The sequence below is a fragment of the Phormidesmis sp. 146-20 genome, assembly GCF_052939475.1.
Window position 1 is genome coordinate 201,575 of record NZ_JBJPHT010000005.1, and the last position, 21,269, is coordinate 222,843.

The window sequence follows — 21,269 nt, forward strand, 5'->3', positions numbered from 1 at the left end:
CGGTCTTATCCCCGCTGCCTGTGGCGATCGTCTTACCATCAGGACTAAAACTCACACTCCAAACAGTATTAGTGTGGCCTCTGAACGTCCTCAGTTCCTGTCCGTCTAAGCTCCATAACTTCACGGTCTTATCCCCGCTGCCTGTGGCGATCGTCTTACCATCAGGACTAAAACTCACGCTGTGAACAGTATTGGTGTGCCCTTTGAGCGTCCTCAGTTCGTGCCCGTCTAAGCTCCATAGCTTCACGGTCTTATCCCTGCTGCCTGTGGCGATCGTCTTACCATCAGGACTAAAACTCACACTGTAAATAGAATCACTATGCCCTTCCAAGCGATTTTGCTCGTTGATGTTGTAGAGTACCTGCCGCAACGCTGTAATTACCTGAATCCTTGTGTCTGCCTCTGCTTCTTTTCCCATCTGCCTCAGTTTCTGCTCTGACTGCAAGCCCTCAATCAATGCCTCAAGCTCTAAATTAGAAGTCTGTAAATTCAGCGCACTCAAACTCTGGACATTGAGTTCAGCATTGGCCTTCCCTTGTTCCGCAATTCGCCACTGCCAAAACGCAAACGCTGCTGCACCTAAAGCCAGCACTGCAAACGTCCCAACTCCCGCCATAAACACTCGTTGTCGTCTTACTTCTTTTCGTTGTCGTTCCGTCTCGGCGACGCGACTTGCGTTAGTGTATTTTCCTTGTAACTCGGTAGGTTGCGGTTGCTCACTCGCGCCCTTTAACAACCAAGTTTCTGCCATTTCTAAGTCGATGCCTCGCAGCAAGAAGCTATCGTTACACAATGCCTTGTCCCATTCGATCGCCCGTTCTAGAATCCGCGTATGCGATCGCACATATTCCAAATCCGTCTCGATCGCCTGAACTAAAGAAGCAAAGCCCTTATCGAACTCATCCGTCTCGCGAAAAAACAACCAGTTGTACTTCGACAACATCAGATGCACCCTGGTCGTATCGAAGCCCTCACGATGAACGATCGGCACCAGCCGCTTATTGTGCTTAACCGCATGGTCGATTTCTTTGCGGCAAATGTCTGATGCCACCGAATCAGGACTGATCACAAACACAAAGGTATTCGTCCCTTCAATGCCGCGCTCAATCTCTTGCCACCAATCCGCCGTCAGAGGAATATCTTGCCAGTCCACCCAAATTTCTCGCTGCTCTGCCTTGAGTGCATCATGCAGCGTTTGCACAAAGGCTTTGTCTTTCCGAGAATAAGACAGAAAAACGTCAGTCATGAGAGTATGGGGGCTTTTTATTCCAACATCAGAATACTCGCTCCACCCCAAAATCTCAGTCGGATTGCAGAATGTTGTTAGGAAATGAGAGCGATCGCCTCACAACTTCAAGCTTTGCGTTCATCGCGAATTGATGTCTGGATGCTCTATGAAGACACCCAATCTTCCATAATCAGGTTCGTAACTAACGAAAAATCTCGCTGGTTTCTGGTTGCGATAATGGCTCCCGTCGTCAGGGCAATAGCAGCAATTCTCATATCTTTCACTAACCGCTTCTTGTTCAGTTCGGGTTGTTGCCGCAGAAGTTGTTGGTAGCGATCGTCTGCAATCGCATCAAAGTTGAGAATGGTTGCAGACCTAAAGAACTCAGTAGATATCCAAAGCTTTGCATAGAGTTTGACGGGATCTTGGCTGGGGCTGAGATGGTTGATTTCGCCAATCCAGCCATTAAAGAATTTCCTGCACCGTAATTACAGTAATTGCCCAACTCAATCCTGTCTTTCCCAATTCTGCTGCAACTTGCGGATGTCCCCCTAAAAAGAGTGAAACGTGATCAGTGTCTAAAATCCGTAGCGTCATTCGATGTCATGCAAAGAGTACGCAGGAGAGTCCTCATCAATTTCTCTTTCTTCTCGGAGCACTTTGACGATCGCAGCAAGCTCTGGATCATTCTTGAAAACTCCCGCAAACTTCATCCAGGGTTTCTCGACATCTTGAGGAGAGTTTAAATCAACGGCGAGAATTTCGAGTGTGGAGAGCCGCTCTGAGAGAAGTTGCTGAATGGACGCGATCGCTGCTTCACGGGTTAAACGACTAACGGAACAATTCAGTAAAGCTGGAATCGACGCTCGAATCTGACCATTGGGCTGTTGCTCTAGCAAAATTTGGAGGGAAGAACTCGGCTGAACCGAAGAGACCTGAAGATGCATCGCACGAACGGCTTGGAACGATGGATTCAATTGTAGCGGATGCGATTTGCTCCACGAGCGCTTATTAGTGTTGGTGATCGGGTCAAGTGAAGGGACGATCGAAACCAGTCACAATCTCTACGCCAGAGGTTTTGCCGAAGTGAGCGCCTGGAGTCCTTTACTACCCGCCCCCCACCCACGCGAAGTAGTCAGCATTCTCTCTCTCGCCGCAGAAAGCACCCCGTCAATCTTGAGCATCGCTAGAACGATCGTAACTTCGCTGAAGTCTTCGGCTGGGTGGCTCACACGATCGTGATTACCCCAACGTGACTTTGCTGCAAGTTTTTCGCTTCGTTGTTCACGGCTTCTGCCCCCCAACCCCCCAATTTTGGGGGACTTTAAGAGAAGAATTCTGGTTCAAAGTCCCTCAAGGGCAGGGAATTTAGGGGGCGTTCTCGGATCTAAAAACGAAGCGAAGCAGTTCATCGAACTGACAATTACTTTACCTCGCACTTCATCCCTCATCCCTTTTATCTCCCCATCCCCAACGACAGCACCAATCGGCTCATAATTCGCCCGTCTTCCAGCCTGTAGAGATTAAACTCAGAACCCATTTGCTTCATCAATGACTGACAAATCGCCAAATGTAACCCAGGAGGCTTGTCTAACATCGACGGGGCCAAAAGGTCAACGGCTCGGCCGGCTTCGAGGTCTTCGATCAAGCGAGGCTCGATCGCCCCGTCATCAGTAATCGAAAGCTCTACCCAACTGTGATCTAACTGCCGACACCACAGATCAATGCGTCCACCGGGATGCGATCGCTGACAAGCAATCAGCAGCAGTTCATACAGCACCAGTTCGATTTTGGCGATGTCGCCTGTGATCATCGGATTCGTCTCATTGTGAACCTGTGACCAGAGTTGACGCTGTTTGATCAGGTTGTCCACGCGATCCAAGGCTCGTCTCAAAAGACTGACCAGTGGAGCGGTTTCCGTTTTGATTTGCAATTGCCACGGTTCGTCTCGAACCACTCGATGAACCGGGTCGATCGCATCGTTGATCTGGCGCATAATTTGCTGTTGACGAGTCGCTGAGAGCGCATCTTTGTGGGGGTTAGAAATCTCACCCAGGCGTTTGACGCTCAGTTTCACCGATCGATACATTTCCTCCATGCGACGCTGTTTGTACCAATTGAGACGTTCTAGCTTTTCGCGTTGCAGCTTGAGCATTTCTGACAACATCAGATAGCGGCGTGACCAGGCAAACTGGCTGACTAGTGTATCTAAAGCCGTGAAATGGCGATCGCTCCAGTGGCGCTCTAAATGGTCAGCAATGATCAAAACGCCCGTGGGTTCATGTTCTGGAGCCGTTCTCAAGGCCATAATCAGAAGTTGACCAATGCCAGGAGCGTTGAGCCATTGACGACTTTCGACGGGCACTTCATCGATCGAGAGCGTCAACAGTCCGTTGTGTTCTAGCGCCCGATGCACCAGCGCGTCAGTAAAGGTCGAAACCTTGAGAATCGGATTAAAGGTAAACCGCCCATCTGTATCGCCCGACTGCACAATCCGCCCGGTGCGCCGACCCGGAGACCACGACACCAACGCCGCCATCGGAGCCTGTAAAATCTGGGCGATGTATTGCAGGGCCGATCGCTCCAAAAGCTCTAACTGGTGAGTCTGCTGAATCGTCGTCAACCCCCACTGAATCGTCTGATACATCTTTTGCTGGTGGTCGTTTTGTTTTTGAAGCTGCCACTGGCGCAAAATCAGCCCAATCTGCTGAGTGACAACCTGACTCAACTCACACTCCGGCAAACTCCACGATCGCGGCGCTTCGTGACAGATCAACACCAAGCCTTCGAGGGGCTGACCGGGGGCGGCATTGCAGACCAGCAGCGATCGAATGCCCAACTCTAACAGCAGATCGCGCCAGGTGCCCAGCCGTAAATCGTCCTCTAGATTCTCAATGGCAGTTGCGCCCAAACTGCGTTCTAGCATTTGCCAATCGATCTCGGCCAGTCGTGCTAGAGAAGAAGCCAACGGTCGCCGATTGTTGGGATAGCTTTGATAACAGACCTCAAACCGCTCTTGCTCGGTGTCGTACATGAGAACGATAAAGCGATCGGTCTTGAGCCGCTTGCCCAACAGTTCAGCCGTGTTTTTGAGGGTGGCCTTCCAATCGTCGGTACTGTAAATAGCGTGGGCAATGTCGGCGGTGAGGGCCTGGTCGAGTTTGGTTTGTTCGACGGTGGATTCTAGTTCCTCTAGGGGGGCGACGAGGGCAACCAGTTGAGCCGCAGCCCGCAGATAGCTTTTCTCTTCGTCTTGCCAGATTCGAGCTTCACTGCCTTCGGTGGCTAAAAATCCCAGCAGTTCGTTTTGGTAGAGAATCGGGGCGGCCATCAGCGATCGAGCGCGAATCTGCTGCATCAAGCGACTGGTCGTATCGGCTCTTAAAGAACTTAACGCTTCGCCGATCGACACCACCTGATCCGAGGCCAACGCCTGATAAAACCCACTCATTTCTTGAACTGTGATTCCAGAAACGGGCTGATTGTCTTCGATCGCTCTAGAAGACGGCTTAAGGTTGGTGACTCTGCGCCAAAAGTAGCGGTTTTGTCGCTCAAACCAATAGACACTAGTGCGAGACGGACTGATGAACTGATGAGTTTGTTCGACAACCGCTTCTAGACGTTGACCAAGGTTAGGGAGCGCTCCGAGTTGACCAATCAGCGTGAGAAGGGGCTGTTCGGGGCGTTTGATTTGTTGGCGTTTCCATTCGATTTCGACGGTGTTGAGGGCGGCGGCCAATTCACCTACGATCATCGAGAGCAGGGCTTTTTCCTCTGTTTTGGGAAAGTTTCCCCACAGGCGCGACCCCAGCATCACAACTCCAAAGCAGCGATCTTTGTAAGAAATCGGGAAGATCATCGTCCCCTGGATGCCGCTTCTTTTGGCAACTTTGCGCCACTCGCTGGCCCGGGCTTCTTCTCTGAGATCGGGAAGCGTGATCGGACGCTGCTGAATCACCACCTGCTCCATCAGATCGCCCGAAGTCAGGACAAATCGCTGTTTGAGAAAGGCGCTATCTTCACCCGATGGCAGAGCGCCTCCCTTACCGACCAGCCGATGATCGACGCGATCGTACAGCCCTAACCAGATCAGATCAGGCTGAAAATGAGTTTGTAGATAGGATAGCGCCGTTGTGAGCAACGCTTCGATATCGTCACCTTCACGCAGCGTTTGCAAGACCCGCCCCAGGCTAACGAGTTGCTGTTCATAGGCATTTGGCTCTTTCGACTGACCCATGTTGCGAGACGATAATTTCAAGAGATAAGCAGAGGAGGAGAAAACGGGTCGTCAGGGTCTTTGTCAGGATGGGTGGGGTAGAACGGCGAAGCAACCCTCTGCGGGTAACTCAACGAGATCGTGATTTGACTGAGAAACCGCCGACCCGTGTCACCGTTGAGCGCGATCAGCCCCTACAATGTCCGCAGAACCGTTCCCAGACCAATGAGACTCATCCTTTAGAATGCCCTGAAAACCGCATTTTTTCACTCAGTGGAAGATTAGGACTGAAGGGTGAAGCCGTCGTTGACTCATTTCCCCATTTACCCATTCACCTGCTCTCCAACTCGTCAAAATAGATAAAGTGTTCATTATTTTTTGTTACTAGTGGATATTTATCAAGCAGCGATTCGTCCAATTCTTTTTTCTGGCTTGAAAGCCGACCCCGAATGGCTGCATCGACAAACTTTGCAGACTCTAAGCTGGCTCGATACTGGAGTGCCTCAATTTGCAAAGCGATGGGTTTTGTCTAAACTGTACCAGTCCTATTGTGTCGGTGATGTCCGATTAGAACAAAGTTTATGGGGGCAAAGATTTGTGAATCCGATCGGTCTGGCGGCCGGATTTGATAAAGATGGCGTAGCAGCAGCGCTCTGGTCAAGTTTTGGATTTGGTTTTGCAGAGTTAGGAACTGTTACGTTTCATGCCCAATCTGGCAATCCTCGTCCGCGTTTGTTTCGCCTGCCTGACGATCGAGCCGCCCTCAATCGGATGGGATTTAACAATCAGGGAGCCGCGACATTAGCAGAAAGGTTAAAAAGTTCTGATCTAAATCATCACAAACTTAAAAGTCCCAGAGGAATTAATCTCGGCAAATCAAAAGTTACGCCCCTTGAGAAAGCGGCTGAAGATTATCTGGGGAGCTTTCGCCTCTTAAAAGGATTGGGAGATTATTTCGTCGTCAATGTCAGTTCCCCGAATACACCGGGGCTGCGATCGCTCCAGGCGACGGATCAATTGGAACCGATTCTGTCCGCTTTACAAGCCGAAAATCAGGGTGAAAAGCCTTTGCTGATCAAAATTGCGCCCGATCTGGAGTGGGAAGCGATTGCAGATGTTCTCAAGCTGGCTCAACAGTACGATTTGGCGGGCATTATTGCGACTAATACGACGATTCGACGAGACGGGCTACAGACTCAAACCCTGCAAGCGACCGGAAAGTTGGTGACCGAGGAAGCGGGCGGCATCAGTGGGGCACCTCTGAGAACTCGATCGACCGAGGTGATTCGATTTATCTGGCAGCAAACTGAGGGAAAACTGCCGATCGTGGGAGTCGGCGGAATCTTTACTGCTGAGGATGCTTGGGAAAAAATCGCGGCTGGGGCCAGTTTGATTCAGGTTTACACAGGCTGGATTTATGAGGGGCCGAGCATGGTGCGCCGAATTTTAGACGGATTGGTACAAAAGTTAGATGAGCGAGGGTTGGATAATTTGGGAGAGGCGATCGGCATCGACAATCCCAGAAATTCCAAAAATTAATCTGAGGGGCGACTTGCAGATAACTCGGAGAGATTAGGGAGATTTCTAGCAAAGAAGTTACCAACCTTGGGAAGCCCCCTAGATCCCCAAATTCTGGGGAACTTTGACTTTCAGAACTCTCGATGGAGACAGCCGGGTAAATTTATTAAAGGAAATCTCCTAAGTTCTTTGGCTGCCCAGATTACGAACTCCCATTCAGCTAAACGTGAACTCGATGAAGTTTTTTTGCTTCGTTCTTCAGCGCTTCTGCCCCCCAACCCCCCAATTTTGGGGGACTTTAAGAGAGGAATTCTGGTTCAAAGTCCCTCACTCGTGGGGGATTTAGGGGGCTGCCTGGATTAACAACCACAGCGAAAGATTTCATCGAATTCACGTCAGCTAAGGCTGCATCATTCCCATCATCGTGACTTCCCAAACTAGCTGTGATTGGGCGACCAGCAGATATTCTCTGGCTTTTTCTAACTGCTGGAGAGAAATCACCCCGACAGACTGCTGCCAGTAGATTTGTTGGAGATAGTCCACAAGCCAAAGTTGAGCGTCAGAATCCAGGGTTTTGCTGATTTGACGGGCGATCGTTAACGCCTCTTTGAGCGATCGAGGTCGCTGAGTGGCCGCCAAAAGAATCTCCTGGGGAATGGTTTGCAGTTGTTGCCAATGGGCGATCGCGGCTCCCGGACTGCCCTGCGCCAACGACAACACTTCTGGATGCTGCAAAATTTCTTCCTGCCCTATTTTTTCTAGCACCTGGGCCATTTGTGCGCGATCGAGCCGATAAAAAGGAATTTTTTGACACCGAGAAACCAGCGTCGGCAACAGCGCATCAGAACTGGGAGCCAAAAGAATTAACGTCGCCTGTCCAGGTTCTTCCAGGGTTTTGAGTAATGCATTGGCGGCAGGCTCGGCCATCGTGTTGGCTTGATCGATGATCACGAGCGATCGCGCTGCCTCTAACGGCGGACGACTCAAAAATCGCGTAATCTCTCGAATCTGCTCTAACCGGACTTGCGGCGGCGTTTTTTTCTTGACCCCTGCGGCTTCGGCTTCTGTAGGAGACAATCGCTTGCCTTGATGCAAATAAGTTGGCTCGACCCACAACAGATCGGGGTGATTGCGCTGTTTGACCCGTCGATCGTCCCCTAACAGCAGGGCTGCAAACGATTCGGCGGCCAACCGTTTACCAATTCCAGAAGACCCTGCAAACAAATAAGCGGGCGCAATTCGATTTCGGGCGATCGCTTGCGACAGCAATTCGACGGCTTGAGGTTGACCGATTAGAGAGGTGAAGGCGGACATGGGGGAAGGAGTGAGGGGCGAAAGGATGGTTTCGATGGGTTGAAGCTAGCTGTACCAGCGGCTTAGAGATTGGCTGAGGACGGCTTCGATCTGTTCGGCGACTTCTAATTGGCTGAAACTGGCATCAACTCGTACAATCCGATCGGGGTGAGACTGGGCCAACGCTGCAAAGCCCTGCTGGACGCGGCGATGAAAGTCTAGATCAGCTTGCTCAATGCGATCGCTGACCCCTCGTTTCTGGGTTCTTGCCAATCCTAATTCTGCATCCAGATCCAGCCAGATCGTTAGATCGCTTTGCAGTCCAGCGGTTGCGATTTTGTTGAGGTGATCGATCAGCGATCGGTCTAATCCTCGCCCATAGCCCTGGTACGCGATCGTCGAATCGGTGTAGCGATCGCACAAAATGATCGTTCCTTCTGTTAATTGAGGCCGCAAAAATTCATCGACATGCTGGGCGCGATCGGCAGCATACAACAGCAACTCGGCACGATCGGCGATCGGCTCTTTAGCAGGACTGAGCAATAATTGACGAATGCCCACTCCTAGCGTTGTCCCCCCCGGTTCGCGAGTCACGACTAAATCTTTGACCCGACCTTCTGACTGAAGTTTTGCCACCCAGCCACTCGTCAAGAGCCACTGATACGATCGCTGAAGCTGTGTCGTCTTCCCACACCCCTCAACCCCCTCAAACACAATCAACTTACCCTTCATCCCTCATTCCTCTCGCCAAGCGTATTACCCCCAAAGGGGGAACAGATCATCGCAGACAACCTCTCATCGCTCTCTTTCTTTTCGCCCTCGCAGAATAACTCACTCTGCAAGTAATCCGCTATAAAGGTCATAAGGCTTATGAGAAAACACTTACTTTGAATCTTGTCATGAGATTGTCCTAAGCGGCATTCTGCAAACGCAGGTTAGGAACGTATCATGGGTAGGGATTCGCTTATCGCACGCTTGGGGTTGATTATGGCTCGTTATACTTGTTTGTTCACCGTCGCAATTTCTGTCAATAACCTTCCGCGAGTGTTGAATGAGACCCTGGAGTCCTGCAATTTAGACGTGATCTATGACACCGGAGATTATATGATGGCGCGCGAGGTGCCAGGTCAAGTCTCATTTCCAAAGTTGGTGACGGTTGAAGTTTTGATCGACAAAACGACTGCAACAGACGAAGAAATTCGGATGAATTTTGTGATTAAAAATGAAGAATTGCCACTTCAAGTAGACAATCACTGTCGTCAAATGTTTAATCAGGTCAGCCGCGCTGTCAGCGACAACCAGCACTGGAAACTGATAGAAACCGTCGGCGGCTAACAAAGGCAGCGATCGCTTGAGAAGCCGCTTCGCTTCAGTGATTTCGTCTTTACAAATCTTTTAACTCCTCTGGCTCTTCTTCACCGTCGTCTGAGACTTTCTTAAAGTCTTTTTGGTCGTAGTCCTCTGGAAGTTGCCCCGCTGTCCTCGGATTGATCAACGTAATATCTTCAAATTCATCGGGCGGCGTGGTGTGGAAGCCCTCTCGCTTGAACAGATAGTAGACGACCTGGACGTGAGGGCCAAAAATCACTTCGTCTTTGTTTTCTAGATCGCGCGATCGCAGTTTTCGACCATTGATCAATAGCCCATTGGCACTTGGTTGCCCTTGAGAATCGCCGTCAGAAATGTGGTAGTAGAAGCTGCCATCAGAGTGAAATCGCTGTTCTAGGGTGGCATGATGGCGCGAGACAAATTGAGAGATCAGTCGAATGCTGCAAGTGGGATCTCTGCCGATCGAGTAGCGAGTTTGCTCCAGGGGAAGCGATCGCTCTCCCACATCATCTTTAATGATCAGCAGGTGACTTTGGTGAGGATCTGAAGGCATTGTAAAACCAGCGAATAAATCCTTTAGCGTCCTAATCAAAAATTAAGTTCACTAGTTGACAGTATAAATTGTCAATTTCATCTAGTCGAACATTGGGTTGAGAAGTCTTGTAGTCGTGAGTCGCTAAGGGCGATCGCTGCTCCTTTATAAGAGATTTAACCCGCCGCAGCACTAACCTTTCTATGCCTGAACTTAATGTTGAAATCCAATTCTGCTCAGATTTTTGAAAGGTAAAGGATCAATCTTCTGGGTCGCCCACCATATTGGGGCTGATCAGCGTAATATCAAACTCATCAGGCGGCACCGTCAAAATTGCGTCTCGTTTGAGCAGGTAGTAGATCGCCCGCACTTGAGGGCCAAAGACAACCTCATCTTCATTATGGAGATCGTGGGTTTGCAGTTTGCGACCGTTGATCAATAGACCATTGGCACTCGGCTTGCCTTTGAGGTTGCCATCGACGATTCGATAATAATAGGTGCCATCCTCGTTAGGCAGTTGCAACAGTGTGGCGTGACGACGCGAAACAAACTGCGACACCAGACGAATGTCACACTTAGGGTCTCGACCGATCGAATACACTGGCCCATCGAGAACAAATTCTCGTCGCCCTTTGTCGTCTTCGATAATGATGAGATGATTTTGATGCGGTTCTGAGGGCATGAAAAATCTGATAGGTGGCTAGGTGACTAAAGTTGAGGTGCAACCTACTGAGCTAAGATACCCGACTGCTTAAGGGAGGACTCAGTGCAATTACTGAACCGACATACGCCTCAAGAGACTAAAACAGTCGGCTGGCAGATGCACTATTTAGTTATTAACAGTTAACCCTGACAGTAGAAAACTGGGCTTTCATCCGAGACGCGAGGGGGGCGATCGCCTTACTGCTGAGGCGTAGAAAAAGCCTGCCGTAGTAAAAGAGAATTAGTCACCACGCTCACAGAGCTAAATGCCATTAAAGCACCTGCCGCTGCTGGGCTAAGTAACATCCCAAACTTGGGAAGCAGAACACCTGCCGCGATAGGAATCCCCAATAAATTATAGGCAAATGCCCAGAACAAATTCTGTTGGATTTTACCAAACGTTGCACGGCTGAGACAAATTGCACCCACAACATCAGAGAGGCGATCGCGCATCAAGATAATCCCGGCTGTCTCAACGGCGACATCGGTTCCGGATTGGAGGGCAATTCCGACATCGGACTGGGCCAAGGCTGGGGCATCATTGATGCCGTCTCCGACCATTGCGACTGAGGTGAGGCGTGAGGAGTCAGGAGTGAGGGATAAGTATTGCAGCGATCGCACGACTTCTGCTTTTTGTTGGGGGCGGACTTCTGATAAGACGTTTTCGGGGGGAATGCCGATCATCTGGGCGACAAGTTGGGCGGTTTCGGGACGATCGCCCGTGAGCATCATAACGCGCAGTCCCATCGCTTGTAGGGTTTGGATCGTGTCTTTGGCATCCGATCGGATTTCGTCTTTGACGGCGATGAGTCCGATTAGGGTGGTGTGATTTGCCAGATAGACTACGGTTTTCCCTTGGGCTGAAAGGGTTTTTACTTGAGTTTGCAGAGCATCACTGACGCAGATCCCATTTTTCTGCATCCAATCAAAGGTTCCCAGCCAGATCGTTTGAGGAGTTTCAGGAGACAGCACCACCTGGGCAGACACACCGAACCCTGGCTCCGTATGAAAGTCTTGAGCAGTGAGTAACGGGATCTTTTGTTGTTGGGCGGCTTTGAGAATTGCGTCTGCTAAAGGATGTCGGGTGCCCTTCTCAACGGTGGCGGCGATCTGAAGTAGAGCCGTTTGTCGCTCGTGCAGATCTGAGCCTTCATCAAGCGGAATGCAGTCAGTGAGGGTGGGCTGCCCGATCGTTAGGGTTCCTGTTTTGTCGAAGACGATCGTATCCAATTGATGGACTCGCTCCAACACGTCGCCTCCTCGAATCAGCAGTCCCCGTTCGGCTCCAATTCCTGAACCGACGAGAATGGCGGTAGGGGTGGCCAATCCGAGCGCACAGGGACAGGCGATCACTAGAACGGCGATCGCCAGTTTGAGGCTCAGAAGCAGTGGAGTCGGATGGATCGCGTGAGACATCACGGTGTGCATCAGCGCATGTTCGCTCCCCAGGGATCTGCTGGCCATCAAGACATCTGGCCAAACCTGAGTGCCGACAAAGTACCAAAAGAGAAAGGTGAGCAGGGCGATCGCCATCACGCCATAGGTAAAGTATCCCGCAACGGTATCGGCAAGCTGTTGAATGGGAGCCTTTCTCGCCTGAGCCTCTTCGACAAGATGAATGATTCTAGCCAGCGTGGTGTCTTTGCCGATGCGAGTGGCTCGAAGCGCGATCGCGCCTGATTGATTGAGCGTGCCAGCCGAGAGGCGATCTCCGGGTTGTTTCTGTACGGGCACAGGCTCCCCTGTCAGCATCGATTCATCGACGGTTGTCTGCCCGACTACGACTTCTCCATCAACAGGGATCTTTTCACCGGGAAGCACCTGTAGCCATTGACCGAGTTGAACGCGATCAACGGCGATTTCGGTAAAAGCGTGAGGAGTCAGGGGTGAGGCGTGAGGAGGTTGGGCTTCTCGTTCTATGAGGCGGGCGGTTTGGGGCTGGAGAGCTAAGAGGGCCTGGATTGCGGAAGCGGCGCGACCTTTGGCTTGCTGTTCTAGCGTCCGACCGAGGAGAATAAAGCCGACCAGCATCACAGGTTCGTCAAAAAAGCATTCCCAACCAAGCTGTGGAAAAAGGAGCGCAATTAGGCTGGCCGTAAAGGCGGTGATAGTTCCCAGGCTGACGAGCGTATTCATGTTGGGCGCGTTGCGGCGCAGGCCTTGCCAACCATCGAGGATCATCGATCGCCCCGGCACCAATAGCGCAAGCGCTGCCAATCCACAGTGAAACCAAATGTTGGTTAGAAGGGGAATCTCAATGCCAAGTAGCTGATTGAGGTGTCCGATCGTCGAGAAAATTAGCAGACAGAGGGCGATCGTCAGTCGTCGAGTTTGTTGTCTTGCCTCGATGCGTCGCCGTTCTGTGGGGTCAACAAATGTGGAGTCTTCGGTGTGCAAACCATGTGGCTGACTCGGAAATCCAGCTTCGGTTAGCTTGTCGGCGAGCAGTTTGGCATCGGTTCCCGATCGACATTCGACGGTGGCTAATTCGGTGACAAGATTGACGCTTGCGGCAATAACTCCTGGCTGTTGACTAAGCTGGGTTTCGACTGTTTTGACGCAGCCAGCACACATCATGCCACTGACATCGAGCGTAATCGTTTCTGAAGAGTGGTCAACGGTTTTGGGCGTGGTTTGCATCGGATCGCGGCGTAAACATCAACATGACTCCTTTCTTGAGCGTAGATGAAGTTTTGTGCGATCGTCCGAAAAGCCCAAATCTTTTTTAATCTTGTCGTTTATTAGACTTGTTGCTTTTTAACAGGAAAAACGCTGAAAGCCTTACACCATACAAGCTGTAGCCGCCAGCCTCGAAAATCGCATGAAAAGCCTGCCAGAATTGGGTTTCACAGCTTTTTTGACCTTATATGGCAACGGGTCTATTGCTTAGACCCGTTCTAAGATTTTGAAGCGAGTCAGCATCAAATCGAAAGACTTTTAACTCCTTCTCAAACAGCCTTTAGACTTCATACGTCGAAGTGATAACGAATTGCTCCAGACTTGGGGTCATTAGAAATTTCTGCGAAACCGTTCTTCTGGGCCTCTTGGAGTAATTGCTTCACCTCTTCAGGCTCCAACTCGGTGTGCATGACAGCCTGAGCGAGCGATAACTGACCACCATTGTCCTTTGCCGCTCTTAGCAATTTCTGTATCGGAGTCACTGAAACTGGAGACTGAGTTGATTGAAGCTGCTTTAGCTGAGGAATGTCACCAATATTCAATGTAATGGATTGGTTGACGTTAGCAGATGCGTTCCCACCAGCCATTCCTCTCAAATGAGCGTTGCGTGTATCAACCATGCCCGGAATGAGAACAAGATCCAAAATTTGACCTATGCCAAAAATACCAAACGTGAATAGATAAATCAGCCCAAGCCCTGCGTTTCCGGTGTAAAACCGTTGACCGCCACAAACACCAAAAAGACACAAACACCAAGTAACATACGCAGTACCCGAATTCACTTGTTGCACAGCAACACACTCCATTCCTTAGTAAACTGATTACTGTTCAAAAACACTAAATTTTTCACAGTGTACCCACGGCAATCACGCAACTACCAGAAAGCAGAGATTCTACTGAGATAACTTGAAATGACCGTGAAACTTCTATGAAGACCCGCTTCCCAGGATGAAAAGACTCAACAAGGTGCCGCTATTCCACAGACTGTGCAGCAGCATTGAAGCGAGAATATTTTGGGTGCGAGTGTAAACAAATCCTAAGACAACGCCCAACGTCATTAGGGGCAGGACTTCTGACAAGCTGAGGTGAACGATCGCAAACAAAAAACTGCTCAATAAAATCGCTTGCCAGGTCGAAAAATAGCGCGTCAGAGACGGCAACAAAAATCCGCGAAACAGGATTTCTTCAAAAATCGGAGCGGCGATCGCTGCGGTAATAAAAAAGGTGGCGATCGCTAGCGTGTCCTTGCCTTCGAGGGCGATCGGTAAAATCGGATTGCTGCCTCCCTGCCCCTGCCAGATTCGCTGATTTAATAACGAAACAATGATCACTAAAGGAAACGCCGCCAAATAGCCGCCAAATCCCCACAAAAACCATTTGCCTCTAAGAGTGGCGCGAAACCAGCCATCGGGAAGCGGCAAAAAAGGCTTGATCGACAGGTATAAAACGGTTAAGCCGCCGGACGATAGAAGCAGATAGGTAATCAAAAAATAAGCCGCTTTTCCTCGTTCACCAAAGGCTTCGGGGCTGAGTTTTAGCTGATCCCGGACGATTTGAATACCCAGGGGTAAGAGAATTTGCCCGACAAAGAAAAAGCCAACCACCAGCACTTGCCAGACGATTTCGCCGTCCCAGGGAGTCGTCCAGGTGATCTGATTAGTGCCCGAAAAAATCGCTTGCTTGCCGCGCACTAACCACTGACCAATCAAGAAAATTAGCAGCGCTAACCCCGAAAAGCCCAAAGCCGTCGGAATCAGATTGGCGATCGCCCACTTAAAAAAGGCTTGTTTGGCGATCTGCTGTTCTGTGACTTCGAGTTGACGAATTGCGTCCGATCGCTGCTGTAACTGATAGAGCTGATTCAACGCGCGATAGCGAAACCATCCGTTGAGGTTTTTTTGAATCTGAGCCTCGGCATTGGGAATTAAGCGCGGCGGGTCACTCCATAATCCAGTGAGAATTGAAGCGGTGGAAGAACGATCGGCGATCGGTTCCCAAGTTTTGAGCGCCTGGTTAACTTTTTCTTGCTGAGTTTGCAACAGTCCAATTCTCAGATCCACCTCATCCACAAACGATTGTTGTCGAGCAAGCTGTTTTTGAGTTGCGGGGGGAGTTTGAACGATCGAAGATTCTGGAACAGGCTGTCCTAACCGAACTTTCGTCACATCCACCGCTTTTTGGGCACTTTCACGAGCTTTCTGATATTGCTCTAGCGCCGTTTTGAGGGGATCAACGCCTGACAGCGCCCTTCGGGCCGTTTCGGCATCGGGTTCACCTCGCCATTGGGACGCTTGAAGCAACAGATCCGTTTCATAGAGTTCTAGCCGATTGTTAAACTGGGGCCGGTTCCAGCTACTGATCAGATCTCCGACTACGAGTACGATCGCCAATACCGTCAACGCGCCCAAAAGTAACCGCTTCACCGTCATGAACTTTCCTCATCAGTGCGACATGTGCCCCTGTGGACAAACTTAGCAGAAATGGTAAGGGGAACGCGGGACAGGGTAAAATCTTCCTGGCAAGAAGAGATGAGGCGTGAGGGATAAGGCGTGAGGGGTTGAAATAAGGATTTGGGTCACGTTTAGGTTATTTCTGCTGGGCATTCTTTCGTCCTTCTGTAGTTCACTTCTCACTCCTCACTTTCTACTCACTACTTTCTACTCACTTAAGGAGGATTCTGCTTGACTACTCGCGTCATACTGGTTCGTCACGGTGAAAGTAGCTACAACGTCGATCGCAGAGTGCAAGGTCACTGTGATTTGTCGCTGCTGACCGCAAAAGGAGAAAGCATGGCAGTCCAGGTGGCCAGTGCGTTGCGCGGAATCTCATTTGATGCGGTTTATAGCAGCCCTCTGCAACGAGCCAAACAGACCGCCGACTTGATCTTGGCTAATTTAAAGGACACGCCAACGCTGCAAACAACTGACAACCTCAAGGAAATTAGTTTGCCGCTCTGGGAAGGAATGCTGTTTTCTGAAGTCGAGGCTAAGTTTCCTGATGAGTATCGCGATTGGCTCAGTCAGCCCCATTTGCTGAAGATGAGTGTGCCGTCAGGGCAAGAGGTTGAAGATTTCTTTCCCGTCCCGGCAGTGTATGCACAAGCGCAGAAATTTTGGCAGGCTGTTTTACCCGCGCATCTTGGACAGACAATTTTAGTCGTGGCGCACAGTGGAATTAATCGATCGCTGATCAATACGGCGATCGGCTTGCCTCCAGAAGCTTATCAGCAGATTCAAGTCTCTAACTGTGGGATTAGCGTTCTCAACTTTTCGGGTGAGTTGGGTCAGCCTGTCCAAATCGAGTCGCTGAATATTACGTCTCATCTTGGCGAAACGCTGCCCAAGTCTCGTCCCCATCGTCAGGGCCCGCGTCTACTGTTGGTGCGACATGGTGAAACTGACTGGAATCGACAAGGCCGCTTTCAAGGACAAATCGACGTGCCGTTGAATGAGAATGGACGATCGCAAGCTCACCAGGCCGCAGAATTTCTCAAATCGGTGCCGATCGATTTCGCGATCAGTAGCTCGATGCTGCGCCCCAAAGAGACGGCTGAAGTTATTCTCAAACATCATTCTGATCTAGCGCTAGACCTGAGAGACGACCTGCGAGAAATCAGCCACGGACTCTGGGAAGGCAAGCTAGAAGCCGAAATTGAGTCTTCTTATCCAGGCTTATTACATCAGTGGCAGCAGCATCCCGAAACGGTTCAGATGCCCGAAGGAGAAAATTTGCAGCAGGTGTGGGAGCGGGCGATCGCAGGGTGGAGAGCGATCGTAGAATCTCATCCTGAACCCTGCACGATTCTTGTCGTCGCTCACGATGCGATCAACAAGGCGATTCTCTGTCACGTCGCGGGATTGGGGGCAGAGTCCTTCTGGAACTTTAAGCAAGGCAATGGAGCCGTCAGCGTCATCGACTATCAATATGGTGTAGACGCACCTGCCACGCTTCAAGCCATGAACATCACCACTCATTTAGGGGGCGTGTTAGACAAGACGGCCGCAGGAGCGCTTTAGGTATGCTGCTTCTCCAACAAGTCCGACTGATCGATCCGGTTGCTGACAGTGATCAGGTGATGGATGTGTTGATGGAGAATGGAGTGATTCGGGCGATCGCTCCCCACTTAACTGACCTTCCTTCAGGTACGCAGATTCAGCCTTCTCAGGGGTTGGTACTGGGGCCCGGACTGATTGACCTCTATAGTCACAGCGGAGAGCCAGGCTTTGAAGAACGAGAAAGCTTGGAATCCTTGATTCAGGCTGCCGCTGCCGGAGGATTCACCCGTCTCAATATTTTGCCTGACACCAACCCGGCGATCGACACCCCCGCCGCTGTCACCTGGCTCAAAACCCACTCCTCCCTCCTCCCTCCTCCCTCCTCCCTCCTCTCCTGCTGGGCTGCTCTCACCCTCGACACCCAAGGTCAACAAATGACCGAACTCGCAGAACTCGCCGCCTGTGGGGTGACTGGATTCTCTGACGGCAAGCCGATCGCTAACTCTGCTCTGCTGCGCCGCCTACTCGAATATCTTCAGCCTTTGAATCAACCGATCGCGCTGTATGCCTGCGATCGTTCCTTAGTCGGAAATGGCGTGGTGCGAGAAGGAGCGAATTCGATGCGGTTTGGGTTGCCGGGGAGTCCTACGATTGCGGAGACGGCTCCTCTGGCTGCGCTTTTGGAATGTGTGGCAGACATTGGAACCCCCGTTCACTTGATGCGAATTTCGACCGCTCGTGGAGTGGATTTGATTCGTCAAGCCAAATCTCGCGGACTGCCCATCACCGCCAGCACTTCCTGGATGCATTTGCTGTTTGATACAAAATCTTTGGGCACTTATGACCCCAATCTGCGGCTTGACCCACCGTTGGGCAATCCTGCTGACCGAGTCGCTTTAATTCAAGCGGTTCGAGACGGAACGTTGGATGCGATCGCCATCGACCACAGCCCTTTTACCTACGAAGAAAAAACCGTTGCCTTCTCAGAAGCTCCGACGGGCGCGATCGGACTCGAATTTGCCCTTCCTCTACTCTGGCAAGCTTTTGTCGAAACGCACCAATGGTCAGCCTTGAATCTTTGGCACAGTCTGAGCGATCGTCCTGCCAACTGTCTCGGACAAAAAATCAGCCCCATTTTGCCGGATCAACCTGCCGAGCTTATATTATTTGATCCGCAAGAGGAGTGGATCGTCGATCGCCAAAGCCTCAAGTCGCGATCGCTCAACACGCCCTGGCTCAATCAGAAAATTATGGGACGAGTTTTGCAAATCTGGTGCCCTTGAAATTAAAAATCCCCTCTCATAACTACGGTCAATTCGCTCCAGCGTTCTTGTAATACGCCTGCTAGCGATCGCAATCCCCACCGTTCACAGCGCTGATGGCCGACTTCGATGATCCCCAGTCCCGTTTCTACAACCGCTGACTCTGCCGTAGGTCGAAATTGTCCTGTGATGTAGACTGCTGCGCCTCGCTTTGAGGCTTCCCGAATTAGAGGATCGGTCATCGCACCCACAACGGCAATTCTGGAAACAGAGGTTTTTTGAGCAGGAAGAGTCTTTTTAATGCCTGCAAAAATCTCGCTGACCTGTTGACAGCATTGTGTGAATTCTTGAATGGGAGCGTTGCCAATCATGCCGATCGATCGTCCTTCTTTTTTGCCCAAAACCTCTAAATCAGAGAGACACAGCGCTTCTGCCAATCGAGGATTGAATCCGATCGTCAACCGTTCGTCAAACGCTAAATGGTAAGAAATCACGCCGACCTCGACTGGAAAATCATCCGCTAACTTCCAGGGGCGATGCAGAAAGATCGCATCTAATTGTTGGTGACTGACCCACGCTGAAATTTCTGGAAACGGCTCCAAAAGCAACCCAACTCGATGAACTGGACGGGAGGACGATCGATAGATGCCCCCCACTTCTTCTGAATACCGATGCACGCCAAAAAACCAATTGAGAAACCGAGCCATTTCCTCTAAAGTCATCTCGCCTCTAAATCGTGAACTCTGGCAACGCTCGATCGCTCCACTTGCCCATAAACCGCTCTGACACAAACGGACGCACGACAAACTTGACTGGCTCTCCCGCCTGCACATCAATTCTCAAAAATGAATAGGGACGGTGCTTTTGCGACCCTCGACCTTCTCGCCCGATAAACAACTGGGATTTGGCAACTAGTTTTTCTTCCCAGGAGCCGTCCAGACTTTCGGTTACATTGTCGCCTTCGATGCGCTGCCGCCGGAGACTGTAGCCACTGCCCCCACAGACGATCCAATTGGTGTTGGCATCCGCATGACCCGTGTCAACCGTGCGTAGATATTCCAGACAGTGAGCGTGTCCGTTGAGAACGAGATCGACGATCGGGCGGCCGTCTGCCTGCGATCCCACCGCTTTTGCAACCCGATCCAACACCTGTCGAATCGCCCGCCTCACCGCCAACGTCTGCGCCTGGTGCCACTTGGTCGCCTCGGTTACATAGGGCGGATGATGAAAAAATAGCACCCGTCCCCGCAAGCCCGGAGTTTGCCACGACTCAATCAAGCGATCGCACAACCAATCTAATTGCTCAACGTCGGTAACGACCGTCTCAACCGTCAGTTGTTTGTTGATGTCTCGCTGCATTTCTTCGGTTTGCTCCAGCTTGGTACGAATGTCATGCAGGCGATCGCTCTCTTCGGAACGGTTCTCATTGAGCTTGGCTGCCTCTTCCATCAACTGCTGCATTTCTATCTCTAGAGCGGCGTAGCGATTTTCTAGCGTCCGGCGATACTCCTGTCCTTCCTCGGTTTTTGGCAGCGGAGCAGGCTCATTAAACGTGTTGGAATCTAACGCAAAAAAATCAACGCCGCCTTGACGAAAGGTGTAATAGCGATTGGGCAATCGAGTGAATTTGCCAGTTTCATATCGCAAACAGCGGCCTGTCTCAGTTTGAGCGGTGTAGTGGCGATCGAGATGCTCCTCTAACAACCCGCGCGCTTCCAAAGGTTTCAACACATCGAGAAACGCCTGAGCATACGCCTTCCCTTGAAAAGAACCGTGCCAACCCATGTCAAAATCTAGCTTTGATTGCAACAGCCTGCGAATCGGATACGTCGCTTGAATGGCTAACCCATAAAACAACGGCAGGTCATAATAATCATGGTTTCCGGGGACTGGGAGAAACGGAAAATTAAACACCATGCGATCGTGAGCAATCTGCTTGTACTGCTCTCCGCCGACTAGAAACTCTCGGTATGGCTGAATGAAATTTTTGAGATAAAACTCGCTGGAGCCAACCAAATAAATCACATCGCCTGTGTGCAAAAGAAATCGGCAATCCTTGCGGTGAGCCAGCATTTGTTCTGCGATTCGTCGCTGAGGACTATAGCCCCGATGTTGCCCAGAGCCGCTGTCGCCAATCACTAAAAACGAAAACTCAGGATCATCTGTCTGATCCGCCAATACCAGCCGAGTTTGATCAATCCCACGATCGAGAATGGGCGAAGATTGCCACCGCACCCGCTCCTTCATTTTTTGAATCTTCAGTGCGATCGGTGGATCGGTCACAAATTTCATCGTTTCCTGTTTTTAAATGACAACTCTCTAGCGATCGTACTCATCTCAAGCCTCGCGACCTCTATCGTCGGCTAAAGATCTAGAAGCAAATGAGGGCGATCGCGGGTCAGATTTCTCAAAATCGCTTGTTTTCTATTTATCAACTTTCCTAATCTATAAAGATTTGATGAATAAAGCTTCTGATAACAAATCCTCATGAGAGCTACAATCCCCACACAGGGCA

19 protein-coding genes are annotated in these 21,269 nt (G+C 50.7%); 6 read left to right on the forward strand and 13 right to left on the reverse strand.

Going from position 1 to position 21,269, the window contains the following annotated elements; all coding sequences use genetic code 11:
* The 3 genes from ACKFKH_RS06900 to ACKFKH_RS06910 all read right to left on the reverse strand — a co-directional run.
* On the reverse strand, positions 1-1,246 hold a 1,246-nt coding region (locus tag ACKFKH_RS06900; protein WP_446857517.1), incomplete at its 3' end, for a toll/interleukin-1 receptor domain-containing protein.
* Between the two features lie 447 nt (positions 1,247-1,693).
* Positions 1,694-1,825: a hypothetical protein gene (locus ACKFKH_RS06905; RefSeq protein WP_446857518.1), complete on the reverse strand. Its 132-nt coding sequence runs from the start codon at positions 1,823-1,825 to the stop codon at positions 1,694-1,696.
* Complete coding sequence (locus tag ACKFKH_RS06910) at positions 1,822-2,205, reverse strand: hypothetical protein (protein WP_446857519.1); 384 nt, start codon at positions 2,203-2,205, stop codon at positions 1,822-1,824. The genes ACKFKH_RS06905 and ACKFKH_RS06910 overlap by 4 nt, the downstream gene beginning before the upstream one ends.
* A 16-nt stretch (positions 2,206-2,221) precedes the next feature.
* On the opposite strand from ACKFKH_RS06910, the gene ACKFKH_RS06915 reads away from it, so the two are divergent.
* On the forward strand, positions 2,222-2,470 hold the full coding sequence (locus ACKFKH_RS06915; protein ID WP_446857520.1) for a hypothetical protein: 249 nt from the start codon (positions 2,222-2,224) through the stop codon (positions 2,468-2,470).
* 214 nt (positions 2,471-2,684) lie between these two features.
* Here ACKFKH_RS06915 and ACKFKH_RS06920 read toward each other — a convergent pair whose 3' ends face one another.
* The gene (locus tag ACKFKH_RS06920; RefSeq protein WP_446857521.1) at positions 2,685-5,465 is read right to left on the reverse strand and encodes a GAF domain-containing sensor histidine kinase; all 2,781 of its coding nucleotides are present in this window, start codon (positions 5,463-5,465) and stop codon (positions 2,685-2,687) included.
* Positions 5,466-5,590: 125 nt separating this feature from the next.
* Here ACKFKH_RS06920 and ACKFKH_RS06925 point away from each other — a divergent pair, with 125 nt between their 5' ends.
* Entirely contained in the window at positions 5,591-5,803 is a 213-nt protein-coding gene (locus ACKFKH_RS06925; protein ID WP_446857522.1) for a hypothetical protein, read from the forward strand.
* Between the two features lie 28 nt (positions 5,804-5,831).
* Positions 5,832-6,983 carry a quinone-dependent dihydroorotate dehydrogenase gene (locus ACKFKH_RS06930; RefSeq protein ID WP_446857523.1) on the forward strand — a complete coding sequence of 384 codons (1,152 nt, stop codon included), beginning with the start codon at positions 5,832-5,834 and terminating at the stop codon, positions 6,981-6,983.
* Positions 6,984-7,361: 378 nt separating this feature from the next.
* Here ACKFKH_RS06930 and ACKFKH_RS06935 read toward each other — a convergent pair whose 3' ends face one another.
* On the reverse strand, positions 7,362-8,276 hold the full coding sequence (locus ACKFKH_RS06935) for a DNA polymerase III subunit delta' (RefSeq protein WP_446857524.1): 915 nt from the start codon (positions 8,274-8,276) through the stop codon (positions 7,362-7,364).
* A 45-nt stretch (positions 8,277-8,321) separates the two neighbouring features.
* Positions 8,322-8,987: a dTMP kinase gene (gene tmk, locus ACKFKH_RS06940; protein WP_446857525.1), complete on the reverse strand. Its 666-nt coding sequence runs from the start codon at positions 8,985-8,987 to the stop codon at positions 8,322-8,324.
* A gap of 255 nt (positions 8,988-9,242) precedes the next feature.
* Here tmk and ACKFKH_RS06945 point away from each other — a divergent pair, with 255 nt between their 5' ends.
* Positions 9,243-9,590 (forward strand): hypothetical protein, encoded by a 348-nt coding sequence (locus ACKFKH_RS06945; RefSeq protein WP_446857526.1) that lies wholly within the window; start codon positions 9,243-9,245, stop codon positions 9,588-9,590.
* A 49-nt stretch (positions 9,591-9,639) separates the two neighbouring features.
* On the opposite strand, the gene ACKFKH_RS06950 is transcribed toward ACKFKH_RS06945, so the two are convergent.
* The 5 genes from ACKFKH_RS06950 to ACKFKH_RS06970 form a co-directional block, all read right to left on the reverse strand.
* On the reverse strand, positions 9,640-10,137 hold the full coding sequence (locus ACKFKH_RS06950) for an FHA domain-containing protein (RefSeq protein WP_446857527.1): 498 nt from the start codon (positions 10,135-10,137) through the stop codon (positions 9,640-9,642).
* A 238-nt stretch (positions 10,138-10,375) separates the two neighbouring features.
* Positions 10,376-10,798 (reverse strand): FHA domain-containing protein, encoded by a 423-nt coding sequence (locus ACKFKH_RS06955; protein WP_446857528.1) that lies wholly within the window; start codon positions 10,796-10,798, stop codon positions 10,376-10,378.
* 218 nt (positions 10,799-11,016) lie between these two features.
* Positions 11,017-13,458, reverse strand: coding sequence for a heavy metal translocating P-type ATPase (locus ACKFKH_RS06960; protein ID WP_446857529.1), 2,442 nt, complete (start codon positions 13,456-13,458; stop codon positions 11,017-11,019).
* Between the two features lie 326 nt (positions 13,459-13,784).
* Positions 13,785-14,288 (reverse strand): NINE protein, encoded by a 504-nt coding sequence (locus ACKFKH_RS06965; RefSeq protein WP_446857530.1) that lies wholly within the window; start codon positions 14,286-14,288, stop codon positions 13,785-13,787.
* 135 nt (positions 14,289-14,423) lie between these two features.
* Entirely contained in the window at positions 14,424-15,926 is a 1,503-nt protein-coding gene (locus ACKFKH_RS06970) for a CPBP family intramembrane glutamic endopeptidase (RefSeq protein WP_446857531.1), read from the reverse strand.
* Between the two features lie 252 nt (positions 15,927-16,178).
* Between ACKFKH_RS06970 and ACKFKH_RS06975 the strand changes: the two genes are divergently transcribed.
* Positions 16,179-17,513 carry a histidine phosphatase family protein gene (locus ACKFKH_RS06975; RefSeq protein WP_446857532.1) on the forward strand — a complete coding sequence of 445 codons (1,335 nt, stop codon included), beginning with the start codon at positions 16,179-16,181 and terminating at the stop codon, positions 17,511-17,513.
* A 2-nt stretch (positions 17,514-17,515) separates the two neighbouring features.
* Entirely contained in the window at positions 17,516-18,775 is a 1,260-nt protein-coding gene (locus tag ACKFKH_RS06980; protein ID WP_446857533.1) for a dihydroorotase, read from the forward strand.
* 2 nt (positions 18,776-18,777) lie between these two features.
* On the opposite strand, the gene ACKFKH_RS06985 is transcribed toward ACKFKH_RS06980, so the two are convergent.
* Both ACKFKH_RS06985 and ACKFKH_RS06990 read right to left on the reverse strand, forming a co-directional pair.
* Positions 18,778-19,476, reverse strand: a complete 699-nt coding sequence (locus ACKFKH_RS06985) for a Nif3-like dinuclear metal center hexameric protein (RefSeq protein WP_446857534.1) — start codon at positions 19,474-19,476, stop codon at positions 18,778-18,780.
* Between the two features lie 7 nt (positions 19,477-19,483).
* Complete coding sequence (locus tag ACKFKH_RS06990; RefSeq protein ID WP_446857535.1) at positions 19,484-21,046, reverse strand: metallophosphoesterase family protein; 1,563 nt, start codon at positions 21,044-21,046, stop codon at positions 19,484-19,486.
* Positions 21,047-21,269 lie beyond the last annotated feature (223 nt).

What these genes read in the sequence shown, in the direction of transcription:
- ACKFKH_RS06980 (WP_446857533.1), top strand. Translation starts at nt 17,516, where the DNA reads ATGCTGCTTCTCCAACAAGTCCGACTGATCGATCCGGTTGCTGACAGT.
- ACKFKH_RS06955 (WP_446857528.1), bottom strand. Translation starts at nt 10,798, where the DNA reads ATGCCCTCAGAACCGCATCAAAATCATCTCATCATTATCGAAGACGAC.
- ACKFKH_RS06905 (WP_446857518.1), bottom strand. Translation starts at nt 1,825, where the DNA reads ATGACGCTACGGATTTTAGACACTGATCACGTTTCACTCTTTTTAGGG.
- ACKFKH_RS06990 (WP_446857535.1), bottom strand. Translation starts at nt 21,046, where the DNA reads ATGAAATTTGTGACCGATCCACCGATCGCACTGAAGATTCAAAAAATG.
- ACKFKH_RS06935 (WP_446857524.1), bottom strand. Translation starts at nt 8,276, where the DNA reads ATGTCCGCCTTCACCTCTCTAATCGGTCAACCTCAAGCCGTCGAATTG.
- ACKFKH_RS06945 (WP_446857526.1), top strand. Translation starts at nt 9,243, where the DNA reads ATGGCTCGTTATACTTGTTTGTTCACCGTCGCAATTTCTGTCAATAAC.
- ACKFKH_RS06970 (WP_446857531.1), bottom strand. Translation starts at nt 15,926, where the DNA reads ATGACGGTGAAGCGGTTACTTTTGGGCGCGTTGACGGTATTGGCGATC.
- ACKFKH_RS06920 (WP_446857521.1), bottom strand. Translation starts at nt 5,465, where the DNA reads ATGGGTCAGTCGAAAGAGCCAAATGCCTATGAACAGCAACTCGTTAGC.
- ACKFKH_RS06950 (WP_446857527.1), bottom strand. Translation starts at nt 10,137, where the DNA reads ATGCCTTCAGATCCTCACCAAAGTCACCTGCTGATCATTAAAGATGAT.
- ACKFKH_RS06985 (WP_446857534.1), bottom strand. Translation starts at nt 19,476, where the DNA reads ATGACTTTAGAGGAAATGGCTCGGTTTCTCAATTGGTTTTTTGGCGTG.
- tmk (WP_446857525.1), bottom strand. Translation starts at nt 8,987, where the DNA reads ATGAAGGGTAAGTTGATTGTGTTTGAGGGGGTTGAGGGGTGTGGGAAG.
- ACKFKH_RS06960 (WP_446857529.1), bottom strand. Translation starts at nt 13,458, where the DNA reads ATGCAAACCACGCCCAAAACCGTTGACCACTCTTCAGAAACGATTACG.